Annotated in this window: 14 protein-coding genes; 8 read left to right on the top strand and 6 right to left on the bottom strand. The window is 73.8% G+C overall.

The features are described from left to right. The first annotated feature begins 7 nt into the window (after positions 1 to 7). Positions 8 to 688 carry a response regulator gene (locus ACIPXM_RS15995; protein ID WP_401655561.1) on the top strand — a complete coding sequence of 227 codons (681 nt, stop codon included), beginning with the start codon at positions 8 to 10 and terminating at the stop codon, positions 686 to 688. A 52-nt stretch (positions 689 to 740) separates the two neighbouring features. Here the strand turns inward: ACIPXM_RS15995 and ACIPXM_RS15990 are convergent, their stop codons facing one another. Beyond that, positions 741 to 1,955 carry an MFS transporter gene (locus tag ACIPXM_RS15990; protein ID WP_401655516.1) on the bottom strand — a complete coding sequence of 405 codons (1,215 nt, stop codon included), beginning with the start codon at positions 1,953 to 1,955 and terminating at the stop codon, positions 741 to 743. Between the two features lie 113 nt (positions 1,956 to 2,068). Here ACIPXM_RS15990 and ACIPXM_RS15985 point away from each other — a divergent pair, with 113 nt between their 5' ends. The 3 genes from ACIPXM_RS15985 (at position 2,069) to cpt (ending at position 4,760) form a co-directional block, all read left to right on the top strand. After that, positions 2,069 to 3,301 carry an ROK family protein gene (locus ACIPXM_RS15985; protein WP_401655515.1) on the top strand — a complete coding sequence of 411 codons (1,233 nt, stop codon included), beginning with the start codon at positions 2,069 to 2,071 and terminating at the stop codon, positions 3,299 to 3,301. Between the two features lie 11 nt (positions 3,302 to 3,312). Then, the gene (locus tag ACIPXM_RS15980; protein ID WP_401655514.1) at positions 3,313 to 4,146 is read left to right on the top strand and encodes an SAM-dependent methyltransferase; all 834 of its coding nucleotides are present in this window, start codon (positions 3,313 to 3,315) and stop codon (positions 4,144 to 4,146) included. A 92-nt stretch (positions 4,147 to 4,238) separates the two neighbouring features. Beyond that, on the top strand, positions 4,239 to 4,760 hold the full coding sequence (gene cpt, locus ACIPXM_RS15975) for a chloramphenicol phosphotransferase CPT (protein ID WP_401655559.1): 522 nt from the start codon (positions 4,239 to 4,241) through the stop codon (positions 4,758 to 4,760). A 1-nt stretch (position 4,761) separates the two neighbouring features. Here the strand turns inward: cpt and ACIPXM_RS15970 are convergent, their stop codons facing one another. Together ACIPXM_RS15970 and ACIPXM_RS15965 are read right to left on the bottom strand one after the other, a co-directional pair. After that, positions 4,762 to 5,382: a DUF4865 family protein gene (locus ACIPXM_RS15970; RefSeq protein ID WP_401655513.1), complete on the bottom strand. Its 621-nt coding sequence runs from the start codon at positions 5,380 to 5,382 to the stop codon at positions 4,762 to 4,764. A 49-nt stretch (positions 5,383 to 5,431) separates the two neighbouring features. Beyond that, positions 5,432 to 6,061 (bottom strand): TetR/AcrR family transcriptional regulator, encoded by a 630-nt coding sequence (locus ACIPXM_RS15965; protein ID WP_401655511.1) that lies wholly within the window; start codon positions 6,059 to 6,061, stop codon positions 5,432 to 5,434. Between the two features lie 233 nt (positions 6,062 to 6,294). Here ACIPXM_RS15965 and ACIPXM_RS15960 point away from each other — a divergent pair, with 233 nt between their 5' ends. The 3 genes from ACIPXM_RS15960 to ACIPXM_RS15950 are packed head-to-tail and all read left to right on the top strand — an operon-like array spanning position 6,295 to position 9,976. Then, on the top strand, positions 6,295 to 6,642 hold the full coding sequence (locus ACIPXM_RS15960) for an SHOCT domain-containing protein (RefSeq protein WP_401655510.1): 348 nt from the start codon (positions 6,295 to 6,297) through the stop codon (positions 6,640 to 6,642). After that, positions 6,642 to 7,415, top strand: a complete 774-nt coding sequence (locus ACIPXM_RS15955; RefSeq protein ID WP_401655509.1) for an ABC transporter ATP-binding protein — start codon at positions 6,642 to 6,644, stop codon at positions 7,413 to 7,415. The genes ACIPXM_RS15960 and ACIPXM_RS15955 overlap by 1 nt, the downstream gene beginning before the upstream one ends. Continuing rightward, positions 7,412 to 9,976, top strand: coding sequence for an FtsX-like permease family protein (locus ACIPXM_RS15950; protein WP_401655508.1), 2,565 nt, complete (start codon positions 7,412 to 7,414; stop codon positions 9,974 to 9,976). Before ACIPXM_RS15955 ends, ACIPXM_RS15950 begins: the two co-directional genes overlap by 4 nt. Positions 9,977 to 10,286: 310 nt before the next feature. Here ACIPXM_RS15950 and ACIPXM_RS15945 read toward each other — a convergent pair whose 3' ends face one another. Continuing rightward, entirely contained in the window at positions 10,287 to 10,808 is a 522-nt protein-coding gene (locus ACIPXM_RS15945; RefSeq protein ID WP_401655507.1) for an ATP-binding protein, read from the bottom strand. 200 nt (positions 10,809 to 11,008) lie between these two features. Further along, positions 11,009 to 11,287, bottom strand: coding sequence for a hypothetical protein (locus tag ACIPXM_RS15940; RefSeq protein ID WP_401655506.1), 279 nt, complete (start codon positions 11,285 to 11,287; stop codon positions 11,009 to 11,011). A gap of 210 nt (positions 11,288 to 11,497) precedes the next feature. On the opposite strand from ACIPXM_RS15940, the gene ACIPXM_RS15935 reads away from it, so the two are divergent. Further along, positions 11,498 to 12,616 carry a PLP-dependent cysteine synthase family protein gene (locus tag ACIPXM_RS15935; protein WP_401655505.1) on the top strand — a complete coding sequence of 373 codons (1,119 nt, stop codon included), beginning with the start codon at positions 11,498 to 11,500 and terminating at the stop codon, positions 12,614 to 12,616. Here the strand turns inward: ACIPXM_RS15935 and ACIPXM_RS15930 are convergent. After that, entirely contained in the window at positions 12,576 to 13,076 is a 501-nt protein-coding gene (locus ACIPXM_RS15930; protein ID WP_401655504.1) for an SRPBCC family protein, read from the bottom strand. The two genes, ACIPXM_RS15935 and ACIPXM_RS15930, sit on opposite strands and share 41 nt — an antisense overlap. Between the last annotated feature and the right edge of the window lie 24 nt (positions 13,077 to 13,100).

The raw sequence follows: 13,100 nt of genomic DNA, 5'->3' as shown, positions 1-13,100 counted from the left end.
GAGGCCGCTGCCCGGCGCCGCGCCGGTCCGGGTGGTGCTCGCGGACGACCAGTCGCTGGTACGGGCCGGGTTCCGGGCGCTGCTCGACGCGCAGCCGGACATCGAGGTGGCGGGCGAGGCCGCCGACGGCGAGGAGGCGGTGGCGCTGGTGCGCGAACGGCGCCCGGACGTCGTCCTGATGGACATCCGGATGCCCCGGCTCGACGGTCTCGCCGCCACCCGCGCGATCACCGGGGACCCGGCGCTCGGCGCGGTGAAGGTGGTCATGCTGACCACCTTCGAACTCGACGAGTACGTCTTCGAGGCGCTGCGCTCGGGCGCCTCCGGGTTCCTGGTGAAGGACACCGAACCGGAGGAACTGCTGCGCGCGGTGAGGGCGGTGACCGGCGGCGACGCGCTGCTCTCGCCGGGTGTGACCCGGCGCCTGATCGAGGAGTTCGCGGCCCGCTCCAAACAACCCGCTCGGGTGGCCGGACTTGACGAACTCACCGAACGGGAACGGGAGGTGATGGCGCTGGTCGGACTCGGCCTGACCAACGACGAGATCGCCCGCCGCCTGGTGGTCAGCCCGCTCACCGCCAAGACCCATGTGAGCCGCACCATGGTGAAGCTCGGCGCCCGCGACCGGGCCCAACTCGTCGTGCTCGCCTATGAGTCGGGCCTGGTGCGGCCCGGCTGGCTCGGCTGACGCAGGGCCGGGTACGGGTACGGGTACGGGTCGGGGCGGCCGTCGCGTGGGCTCAGCGCTCCCGTGAGGCGTAGCCCATCGCGGCGGCCCCGGCGGCCAGCAGCGCGACCGTGGTCAGGGCGAGCGGCAGAGAGGACCATTCGGCGAGGAAGCCGATGGCGGGCGGGCCGAGGAGCATCCCGCCGTAGCCGAGGGTGGACGCGGTCGCGACCCCGCTCGGTCCGGCGAGCGCGCCCGCCCGGGCGACGGCGACGGGGAAGATGTTGGCCAGGCCGAGGCCGGTGACCGCGAAGCCGAGCAGCGCGAGCCACACGGTCGGCGCGAGCGAGCCGAGCACCATGCCCGCGGCGGCGGTCAGGCCGCCCGCGACCAGCGTCCTGGTCTGCCCGAGCCGTTCGAGCAGCGCGGTGCCGGTGAGCCGCCCGGCGGTCATGGCGAGCGCGAACAGCGAGTAGCCCGCCGCCGCGACACCCGGGTGCGCGCCCAGGTCCTGCGCCAGGTGCAGGGCGCCCCAGTCGGCGAGGGCACCCTCCCCGTACGCCGTGCAGAGCGCGATCACCCCGAGCACCAGCACCGCCCGCCGGGTCCCGGAGGCCGGGCCCCCGGAGCCACCGGGCCGGCCGGCGGGCAGTGACTCGGGTGGCGGGGCGGGCGCCGGATGACGCAGCAGTACGGGTCCGGCGACGGCGGTCAGGACAAGCCCGAGGCCCGTCAGGCCGAGCAGATGCGCGGTGGGGGACAGGCTCCCGGCGACCAGCCCGCCGAGTCCGGCGCCGAGCATCCCGCCCAGGCTGAAGGCGGCGTGGAAGCTCGGCATCACCGGGCGGCGGAGCGCCGCGACCAGATCGACGGCGGCGCTGTTCATGGCCACGTTGATGCCGCCGTACGCGGCCCCGAACACCAGCAGGACCAGGCCGAGGGCGAGCGGGGAGCGGGTGAGCGGCGGCAGGGCGATCGACAGTGAGAGCAGGACGGCGGTGACGACGGTGACCGGGTGGCTGCCGTACCTGCGGCAGAGCCGCCCGGTCAGCGTCATGGTCACCACGGCCCCGGCGGACACACCGAGCAGGGCGAGCCCGAGGGTCCCGGCGGAGGCGCCGGTCTGCTCCTTGACGGCGGGGATGCGGACCACCCAGCCGGCGAACAGGAAGCCGTCGAGGGCGAAGAACAGGGTCAGGGCGACGCGGAGGCGGGTCAGGGAGCTGCGCGCGGTGTCTCCGCCGGGTCCCCCTGAGTGGCGCGTCCGCACTTTGTTTAGTAGCGGCACAAACTCAGGATAGGGTGGGACACGGGCCGCCGACAAGCCGTGCGGCCCCGGCGGACACCCGACGAGGACGCGGCCCGGCGTCCCCGCGGCTCGATCATGGGAGACTCGGGGCCATGAACGGCAAGGCGACGACGACGCGGACTCGGCTGGACAGGGGGCGCAGCGCCCTCGGACCCGCGCTGGAACTCGTGCACACGGGACGGGCCCCCACCCGCGCGGTCCTCACCGCCGAACTGGGCGTCACCCGCGCCACCGCCGGAGCCGTCGCCGCCGAACTCGAAGCCCTCGGCCTGATCCGGGTCGACTCCAACCCGGGCGCCGCCGCCGGTTCCCAGGGCCGCCCCTCGCACCGGCTCCTGGTCGACGAGAAGGGCCCCGTCGCGCTCGCCGCACAGGTCCACTCCGACGGCTTCCGCGCCGCCCTCGTCGGCCTCGGCGGCACCATCGAGGCCACCGCGCCCGGCTGCGTCACCGTCTCCGCCGACCCCGCCCAGGTGCTCGGCGAGGTCGTCGCCGCCGGGGCCGCGCTGCTGCGGGCCAGCGGACGCCGCTGCGTCGGCGCCGGACTCGCCGCCCCCTCCGCCGTCGCCGAACCCGAGGGCACCGCCCTCAACCCGCTGCACCTCGCCTGGCCCGCCGGGGCCCAGGTCCGGGAGATCTTCGCCGAACAGGTGCGCGCCGCCGGGATCGACGGCCCCGCCTTCACCGGCAACGACGTCAACCTCGCCGCCCTCGCCGAACACCGGCACGGCGCCGGACGCGGCGCCAAGGACCTGCTGTGCGTGGCCACCGGGCACCGCGGCGTCGGCGGCGCGCTCGTCCTCGACGGCCGTCTGCACACCGGCAGTTCGGGCCTCGCCCTGGAGGTCGGCCACCTCACCGTGAACCCCGAGGGCCGGCCCTGCCACTGCGGCTCCCGCGGCTGCCTCGACGTGGAGACCGACCCGCTCGCCTTCCTCACCGTCGCGGGCCGCGCGCCCGGCCCCGAGGTCTCGCTGCTCCAGCAGGCCCGCGACCTCCTCAGGGACCACCCCGACGACCCCGGAGTACGGGCCGCCACCGAGGAGTTGATCGACCGGCTCGGCCTCGGCCTCGCCGGGCTCGTCAACATCCTCAACCCGGACCGGATCATCCTCGGCGGCCTGCACCGCTCGCTGCTCGACGCCGACCCGGGGCGGCTGCGCGCCGTGGTCGCGGACCGCAGCCTGTGGGGACGCAGCGGCGGGGTGCCGATCCTGCCGTGCACGCTCGACCACAACAGCCTGGTCGGCGCCGCCGAACTCGCCTGGCAGCCGGTGCTCGACGACCCCCTTAATGCGCTGGTCGGAGCGCCCGACGCCGACTAGGGTTCGCGGCGATGACCGAGAACACTGCCGCCGCCGCTGCCCCGACCGCCTCCGGTGCCTCTGGCGCCACCGATGTGCCGCACGCCGACGTGCCGCCGCCGCCCCATCGCGGGGCCGGCCTCACCTTCCACGGCCCGCTCTCCGAGGCCCGCGCGGCCCGGATCGTCGACCGCGTCGCCGCCATCGGGCCCGCCACCGTGCTCGACATCGGCTGCGGCTGGGGCGAGCTGCTCCTTAGGGTGCTCGCCGCCGCGCCCGAAGCCCAGGGCACCGGCATCGACATCGACGCCACCGACCTCGCCCTCGGCCGCCGCATCGCCGAGGAGCGCGGCCTCGACGGACGAGTCCGGTACGTCGAGGAATCGGCGCTCGGCACCCCGCACGGCCCCGCCGACGTGGTCCTCTGCCTCGGCTCCGGCCAGGCGCTCATCGAGCCCGACGCCCCGTACGACGTGGCCGTCGTGCTGCGCGAACTGCGCGCCCTGGTCCGGCCGGGCGGCCGGGTCGTGCTCGGCGAGGGCTTCTGGGAGCGGGTCCCGGCCGAGCCGGAGCTCGCCCGGATGTGGCCGGGCGCCCGCGCCGACGACCACCCGGTCCTGGAACGGCTCGTCGACCTCGCGATCGAGGCCGGGTTCCGGCCCGCCTGGGTCGAGACCGCGGGCCGGGAGGAGTGGGAGGAGTTCGAGTCGGGCTACCGCCACGCCACCGAACTCTGGCTCGCCGCCCACCCGGACCACCCGCTCGCCGAGGAGACCCGCGCCAGGACCGACCGCCAGCGCGGCCAGTGGTTCGGCTACCGCTCACTGCTCGGGATCGCCTATCTGACCCTGGTGCCGGTCGGGTGACCGCGGTCGTCGCCGGGTGACCGTGGCCGGGCGAAATCCGTTGGGGAGCGGGGCCGAGTCGTTCTAGGGTGCCCGGTGTGACGAGCACGCGGATGATCATCCTCAACGGCGGTTCCAGCGCGGGCAAGACCGGCCTGGTGCGCTGCCTGCAGGCCGTACTCCCCGATCCCTGGCTGGCGTTCGGCGTCGACGACTTCGTCGACGCGCTCCCGCCCACCCTCGACGGCGCGCCCGGCGGCATCGAGTACGGCCCCGACGGCGAGGTCACCGTGGGGCCCCGGTTCCGCGCCCTGGAGGCCGCCTGGACCACCGGCATCGTCGCCATGGCCAGGGCCGGGGCCCGGATCGTCGTCGACGACGTCTTCCTCGGCGGCGCCGCCTCCCAGGGCCGCTGGCGGGCCGCCACCGAGGGCGTCGAGGTGCTGTGGGTCGGTGTCCGCTGCGCCCCCGAGGTGGCCGCCGCACGCGAGATCGCGCGCGGCGACCGCACTCCCGGCATGGCCGCCAAGCAGGCCGGACTGGTCCACCAGGGCGTCCACTACGACCTCGAGGTCGACACCACCCGCACCGAGTCCCTGGACTGCGCCCGGACCGTCGCCGCCCGCGTGCGCTGACTCACCACAGCCGCCCCGGGCCGAGTCCGGACCGGCCAGGCGCCGACAGGTGCAGCACCTGGAAGCGGTCGGTGTCCGGAGCGGCCTGACCGGCCGGACCGGCGGCATCGGCCGGGAGGTCCGGCGCGTCCGCCGCCCACAGCGTGAACGTCAGCAGCTCCCAGTGCCGCGGATCGACCGCGACCGCCCGCGCCACCACCCCGTCCGCCGCCGACTCGTGCTCATGGAGCGCCAGTTCCGCCGCCACCGTGTCGGCGGGCGGGACGCCGTCCGGCATCCGGCGACGCCGCCGGGTCGCGGTGCGGGGCGGCGCGGCGGACGCCGGACCCTCGTCGTACGCGAGACCGGTCCAGTGCCGCACCACCGGCCGCCCGAAGTCGTCGACGATGCCCTGGAATCCTGGCCCCCACAGGAACGCGCTCATCCCGGCCGGGTCGGTCCAGAGGTAGAAGGGTGCGTACTGGTTCACCGGCGACCCGTCGGCCCGTTCCCGGATGAGATACGCCTTGAGCCCCAACCCGGGGAAGGCGTCGAGGAGATGGCCCCGGGAGGCGACCCGGTCGCGGATGATCCGCATGTCGTAGTCCGCGGGCAGCGTGATGTCGTACTGCATGGCGTGCATGGGGAGTTCGCTCCTCGGGTCGCGGCAGGCTGCGGTTCGTGCGCGGCGCTCAGTCGGTGGCGGCGGGCGGGGCCAGCAGGGCGAGCAGTCCGCGTACGGCGGTGTCGAAGGCGTCGGGGGAGCCGGTCGCGCGGGCCAGCACATAGCCGCCCTGGAGCGTCGCCACGACGGTCGCGGCGATCTGCTCGGGGTCGAGGGACGCGGCGAACTCGCCGCCGTCCACGCCCTCCTGGACGATCCCGGCGATCCGCCCGCGCAGCCAGGCGAGCGTCTCGTCGACCGGCGCGCGCAGCTCGGGGCTCGCCATCACCTCGGGGTCCATGGTCAGCCGCCCCACCGGGCAGCCGCGCAGCACGTCCCGCTCGCGCAGCAGATACGCCTCGATCCGCCGGTACGCCGTGGTGTCGCCGTCACCACCGTTGTCGCCGCCGCCGTCGACGCCGTCGCCGTCGAGCGCCCGCTCGGCCGCCGCGCGCAGTTCCTCGGCGGTGCGCCGGATCGCGGCGAGGGCGAGCGCGGGCTTGCCGCTGAAGTGGTGGTACATGCTGCCCTGCCCGGCCCCGGCGGCCTGCTGGACGGCCCGGGGGCTGGTGCCGACGTAGCCGCGTTCCCAGAGCAGTTCCCGGGTGGCCTCGATCAGACGCTCGGACGTGTTCGCGCTCATGACTCCACTGTACATACCAGTAGGTACAGAAGTCCTGGCGGGCGCCGTACGCGTGCCGGGGGAGCCGCCGGGAGCAGTCGCCGGACGCGCTCTACTCCCGCCGGGGTACGGACGAAGCCGCTGGTCGTACGACGACCCGGGCCCCCTCCGCGCGCCAGTCTCGAAGCATCACCAGACATCACCAGACAGACATCACCAGGCATCACCCGACAGCACGAGACACCGTCCGTGCGAGGAGCTGACCGACGATGAACACCCTCGCCCACGCGGGCCCCGGCCCGTGGATCCTTTTCTTCCCGCTCGTCTGGGCCGCCGTGATCGTCACGGCCGTCACCCTGCTGCGCCGGTTCGGCCCGCGCCGCGGTCCCTGGGGCCGCTTCGGCGGACCCTGGGGCCCCGCGGGTCCCGGCGGCTTCCGTACCGGCGGCGGGGGAGCGCGGGACGACGAGCAGTCGCCGATCGCGCGGCTCGGCAACCGGTTCGCCGCCGGTGAGATCGACGAGGAGGAGTACTGGCGCAGGCTGACCGTCCTGGAGGAGCAGTTCGGCCGCTTCGGCGCCGACCGGGACGGCCGCCAGGGCAAGGGGCGCCGGTGATGACCACCACGACCCCGCCGCGTACCGCCGCCCGCCCCGCGGCCGCGCGTGTCGTCGACGCCGTGAAGGTCTACGGCGGCGGCGACACCCAGGTCCGGGCCCTGGACGGGGTGAGCGTCGACTTCCCGGCCGGCCGCTTCACCGCGATCATGGGCCCCTCGGGGTCCGGCAAGTCCACCCTGATGCACTGCGCCGCCGGACTGGACACGCTCAGCTCCGGCTCCGCCCTCATCGGCGACACCGACCTGTCCGCCCTGGACGACCGGCGGCTCACGCTGCTGCGCCGGGAACGGATCGGCTTCGTCTTCCAGGCGTTCAACCTGCTGCCGACGCTCACCGTGGCCGAGAACATCACCCTGCCCCTCGACCTCGCGGGCACCGCCCCCGACCGGGCCTGGCTGGACACCCTGATCGACACGGTGGGGCTGCGCGACCGGCTGCACCACCGGCCGAGCCAGCTGTCCGGCGGCCAGCAGCAGCGGGTCGCGGTGGCCCGCGCGTTCGCCGGGAGCCCCGACGTCGTCTTCGCCGACGAACCCACCGGCAACCTGGACTCCCGCTCCGGCGAGGAGGTGCTGCGGCTGCTTGGCGACACCGTACGGAACACCGGACGCACCGTCGTCATGGTCACCCACGACCCGGGCGCCGCCGCCCACGCCGACGAGGTGGTCTTCCTCGCCGACGGACGGCTGGTCGACCGGATCCAGGATCCGACATCCGATCTGGTCCTCGACCGGATGAAGTCCCTCGACGGCAGAGGAGCGGTGACATGACCTCCCCCACCCTGCGCACCCTCCGGCTCAGCCTGGCCTCGCTGCGCGCCCACCGCCGCCGCTTCCTCGGCACCTTCGCGGCCGTCCTGCTCGGCGTCGCCTTCCTCACCGGCACCCTCGTCATGGGCGACACCCTGCGCGCCGGTTTCGACACCCTCTTCGGCAACGCCAACAGCGGCACCGACGCCGTCGTCCGCAGTACGAGCGTGGTCACCGCCGCCGGTCAGACCCAGGGCACCCGCAGCCCGGTCGACGCCGGTCTGGCCGCCCGGCTCTCCGGCGTTCCCGGCGTGGCGGCGGCCGAACCCCGGATCGAGGGCGCCGGACAGCTCGTCGGCGCCGACGGCAAGCCGATCGGCGGCCAGGGCCCGCCCACCCTCGCCGGAAACTGGATCCAGGATCCAAAACTCAATCCGTACGCCCTCGCCGAGGGCCGCGCCCCGCAGCGCGACGGCGAAGTCGTCGTCAACAAAGGGGCCGCGAAAACCGGCCACCTCGCCATCGGATCCACCACCACCCTGCGCACCCCGGACCCGGTACGCGTCACCGTCGTCGGACTCGCCACCTTCGGCGGCGAGGACGGCATGGGGCAGGTCACCTACACCGGCATGACCCGCGCCGACGCCGAACGGCACCTCGCCCCCAAACCGGGCCAGGCCACCGACATCCTCGTCAGGGCAGGTCCCGGCACCTCGCAGCAAGCCCTCGTCGACGACCTCGCGCGCGTGCTCCCCGACGGCACCGAGGCCATCACCGGGCAGCAGGCCACCGACGAGAGCAACGAGATGATCTCCGGCCGCTTCCTCACCCTCTTCACCAGCCTCCTGCTGGTGTTCAGCGGGGTCGCGCTGCTCGTCTCCGTCTTCTCCATCCACAACACCTTCGCCATCGTCGTCGCGCAGCGCACCCGGGAGAACGCCCTGCTCAGGGCGCTCGGCGCGGCCCGCGGCCAGGTCGTGGGCATGACCCTCACGGAAGCGCTCGCCGTCGCGGTGCTCGCCTCCGGGGCCGGGCTGCTCGGCGGCATCGGCATCGCGGCCGGACTCCAGGCGCTGTTCCCGGCCGTCGGCTTCCCGTTCCCCGAGGGCGACCTGGTGATCGGGCCGGTGTCCCTGCTGCTGCCGTTCGGCGTCGGGGTCGCCGTCTGCATCGGCTCGGCCCTGCTGCCCGCCCTGCGGGCCGGACGCACCGCCCCGCTCGCAGCGCTGCGCGAGACCGCCGTCGACGACCCGGCCGCCTCCCGCGCCCGCACCGTCACCGGCGCCGCCCTGCTCACGCTCGCCGTGGGCCTGGTCCTCACCGGCGTCCTCGCCACGCCCTCGCTGTGGCTCGCCGGAGCCGGCGCGGTGCTCGCGCTCGCCGGGTTCGTCGTGCTCGGCCCGGTGGCCTCCTCGTACGCGATCCGGATCCTCGGCGCCCCGCTGCGCGGCACCAGCCGCGCGCTGGCCCGCCGCAACGCGCTGCGCAGCCCGCGGCGGACCGCCGCCACCGCCACCGCCCTGATGATCGGCGTGGCCGTGGTCTCGCTGTTCACCGTGTTCGGCGCGTCCCTGAAGGCCACCATGGACGACACCGTGGCGCGCTCCTTCGCGGGCGACGTGGCCGTGTCCGCACCCTCGTTCGGGGCGGGCGGCAGCGGTCTCAGCCCCGGTCTCGCGCCCGCCGTCGCCGCGCTGCCCGAGGTGGCGACCGCCGTCGGACTCGGCCAGGGCGTCGCCGAGGTGGACGGCCGGGGCCGCGCCCTGACCGTCACCGACCCGGCCGCGCTGGGCCGCGTGCTCGACCTCGGCAGGGTCGACGGATCCCTCGGCGGACTCGGTACGGACGGCCTCGCCGTCGCCGCCGACGAAGCCCGGAAGCACGGGCTCACGCCCGGCCGCACCACCGAACTCGCCTTCACCGACGGCACCCGGCACACCTTCACCGTACGGGCCGTGTACGAGCGCGCCGACCTGGCCGGGGACTATCTGCTCACCCGTCAGGCATGGGCCCCGCACCACGGGCGCGACGCCGACCGGCTGGTCGCCGTCACGTTCAAGGACGGTGTCTCCACCGACACCGGCAAGGCGGCGGTCGAGCAGGTGGCCGCCCGGTACGGCAACCCCGACGTGCAGACCCGCGACGCCTACGCCGAGTCCTCGGCGGGCGGCATCGACATGATGCTGACCCTGGTCTACGCGCTGCTCGCGCTCGCCGTCCTGATCGCGCTGCTCGGCATCGCCAACACCCTGACCCTCGCGGTCCACGAACGCACCCGCGAACTGGGCCTGCTGCGCGCGGTCGGCCAGACCAGGACCCAACTGCGGGCCATGGTCCGCTGGGAGTCCGTCCTGGTCGCCGCCTTCGGCACGGCCGGCGGGCTGCTGCTGGGCGGCTTCCTCGGCTGGATCCTGGTGACGGCGTCCGACGGCGCGTCCGACTCCGCCTTCACCTTCGCCCTGCCGGTGACCCGGCTCGCCGTGGTGGCCCTGATCGGCCTCGCGGCGGGCGCGGTCGCGGCGTGGCGCCCGGCCCGCAGGGCGGCACGGCTCGACGTACTGAGGGCGATCGCCACGGAGTGAGCGAGCGACAGGAAAGCTGACGGGATATCGGATCCAACGTGTGGATCCAACATCCTGGATCCAACATCCTGGATCCAACATCCTGGATCCAACATCCTGGATCCAACATCCGAAATCCGAAATCCGACACCCGAGATCCTGGAGATTGGATACGGGATATCGGATCCAACCACCGGGCTTTGGACACCGGATCCAGCCTCCGGGGTCCCGGATGTTGGATCCGGCATCCGGTATCCGCAGTTTCGGATCCAACGTCCTGGATCCGGCGGGGCCTGGATCCAACATCCCGGATCCGGAATCCGATGTCCCGTCAGCTCGCCAGCGAGTCCACCAGCGCCCCGCCCACCCGTCCCGCCGCCACCAGCGGCCCCGCCGTCGTCGCCCCGTACACCGTCTCGGTGCGGGGCGGTGCGGCGATCGGTGTGGGCGGGGCCTGGAGGGTGAACCAGACGGCCTTGCCGGTGTTCCCGTGCGGCCGCACGCCCCAGCTCTCGCTGAGCGCCTCGATGATGGCGAGACCACGGCCCGAGGTCGCGAACTCGTCCTCCTCCGCGCCCGGTTCGCGCAGCCCGGGCACGCGCGGATCGTTGTCGCGGACGGAGACGGTGAGCCGGTCGAGCAGCAGCTCGACCTCGACGACGCACCTCTTGTCCGGCTGCGCGTGCCGGTGAACATTGGTCAGGAGCTCGGTGACACCGAGCGCCGCATGGTCGATCAACGCGTCCAGCTGCCATTGGCGTAGCTGCGCGGAAACGATTCTGCGGACCTGGCCTATCCGCGACGGCATGGCATGAAGCTCCACCGTGCAGTACCTGCTGGGCTCGCTGATCACGGCTGCGACTCCCCGAAGTAGTCCGGAAGAAGACGAAGATTCGGATCTGTCCTGCGGTGTGGCGCGGCGGTGGCCGGATCCGCTGGATCACAGCGTCACCGCCGGTAAACCCTCGGTGAGGTGGTTCCAGCCTGAACCAGTGGTGACCGCCCCGCAACTCGCGGCGATCCGTCGCAGGTCAGCGAGCCCGCCCGGACGGCTCAGCCGTGTCCGGTGGCCTTCTTCAGGGCGTCGAGCAGGCGGCCCGAGCCGGAGAGCCGGTAGCGGGTGCCATTGACCGTCGCCACCGCCTCGTCGGACTTCGCGAACCACGGCCGGCCGGCCCGGACCTTGCCCAGCGGGGCGCTGTCGATCTCGCTGCCGTAACTGGTCAGCAAGGACAGCCGTCCGTCCTCGATGCGGACCTCACCCGCCCGGGTCAGCGACCGTGGCCAGCGGTCGATCCGTACTCCCGTGGCGGTGAACTCGGGATCCGACATGGTGCTCCGCCCCCTTCGCGCAGACTGCCTCCATCCCAGTGTGCCCGGGCCCCCGCCCGCGACACCAGCAGGCCGTCGCAAAGCCACGTCCGAGGCACTCCCAAAGCCCCTCCTATGGACCCCCAAAGCCAACGTTTGCCCAGGTGAGAGGGGTATTGTCGGTCAGTGGGCAACCCCCGACCGCGGGCCACGTGAGAAGAGGCAGGACCCATGACCAGCACCACAAGCCCCATGGCCACCGTCGACGTCGACCGCAGCGACGCCGACTACCGGACCTGGCTCAAGGAAGCCGTCCGCAAGGTGCACGCCGACGCCAACCGCTCCGCCGACACCCACCTGCTGCGCTTCCCGCTCCCCGAGAGCTGGGGCATCGACCTCTACCTCAAGGACGAGTCGACCCACCCCACCGGCAGCCTCAAGCACCGACTGGCGCGCTCGCTCTTCCTCTACGGCCTGTGCAACGGCTGGATCCGGCCCGGTGCACCCGTGATCGAGGCGTCCAGCGGCTCGACCGCCGTCTCCGAGGCGTACTTCGCCAAGCTGATCGGCGTGCCCTTCATCGCCGTCATGCCGCGCACCACCAGCCCCGAGAAGTGCCGCCTGATCGAGTTCCACGGCGGCCAGTGCCACTTCGTGGACGACTCGCGGACCATGTACGAGGAGGCCGCCGCGCTCGCCACCCGTACCGGCGGCCACTACATGGACCAGTTCACGTACGCCGAGCGGGCCACCGACTGGCGCGGCAACAACAACATCGCCGAGTCGATGTACCAGCAGCTGCGTCTTGAGCGGTACCCCGAACCGGCCTGGATCGTCGCCACCGCCGGGACCGGCGGCACCTCGGCGACCATCGCCCGCTATGTGCACTACATGCAGCACGACACCCGGATCTGCGTCGCCGACCCGGAGAACTCCTGCTTCTTCGACGGCTGGGTGCACGACAACCTGGACGCCACCGCCGACTGCGGCTCCCGGATCGAGGGCATCGGCCGCCCCCGGATGGAGCCCAGCTTCGTGCCCGGCGCCGTCGACCGGATGATGAAGGTGCCGGACGCGGCCAGCGTCGCCGCCGTCCGCGCCCTGGAGACCGCGATCGGCCGCAAGGCGGGCGGCTCCACCGGCACCGGCCTGTGGAGCGCGCTGAAGATCGTCGCCGAGATGGTCGCCGAGGGGCGCACCGGCAGCGTCGTGACGCTGATCTGCGACGGCGGCGAGCGCTACCTCGACAAGTACTACTCGGACGAGTGGCTGGCCGCCCAGGGCCTCGACATCGCGCCGTACACCTTCGCTATCGACCGGTTCCTGGCGACGGGTGCCTGGCCGGAGTAAGCCTGCGGTCCAGGCGGCGGACGGCGTCCCGGAAGGACTTCCCGACGCCCGGCCCGGCGAGCCGCAGGCCCAGGGCGAAGGCCCGGCCGCCGTCCGCCGCCATGGTCCAGCGGATCCGGGTGCCGCCCGCGGTGGGGGAGAGCGACCACTCCTCCAGGAGCGCGGTGGCACCCGGCACGTTGGTGGTGTCGACCCGGTACGCGTACCGCACGTCCGGGTCGGCCGCCATGATCGTCTCCTCGAACCACACCCCGCCGCGCAGCCGGACCGTCCGCCCGGCACCCTCGTCGGTGGCCGTCGCCGACCGCAACGCGGAGAACCAGGCGGGCCAACTGCCCACCTCCACCGCGAGCGAGCGGTACACGGCCGCGGGCGGGGCCGCCGCCTCCGCCGTGAACACCAGCCGCACCGGGGCGGACGCGACGAAGTCGAGCTCCACCGGCCTCAGTCGGCGTGCCATGCCGTACCTCCCGTGGGTGCCGCT

The sequence above is a fragment of the Streptomyces sp. NPDC090025 genome, assembly GCF_044748125.1.
Taxonomy (GTDB): Bacteria; Actinomycetota; Actinomycetes; order Streptomycetales; family Streptomycetaceae; genus Streptomyces.
Note: the sequence above shows the minus strand (reverse complement) of the source record. Positions and strands in the feature narration are given on the sequence as shown.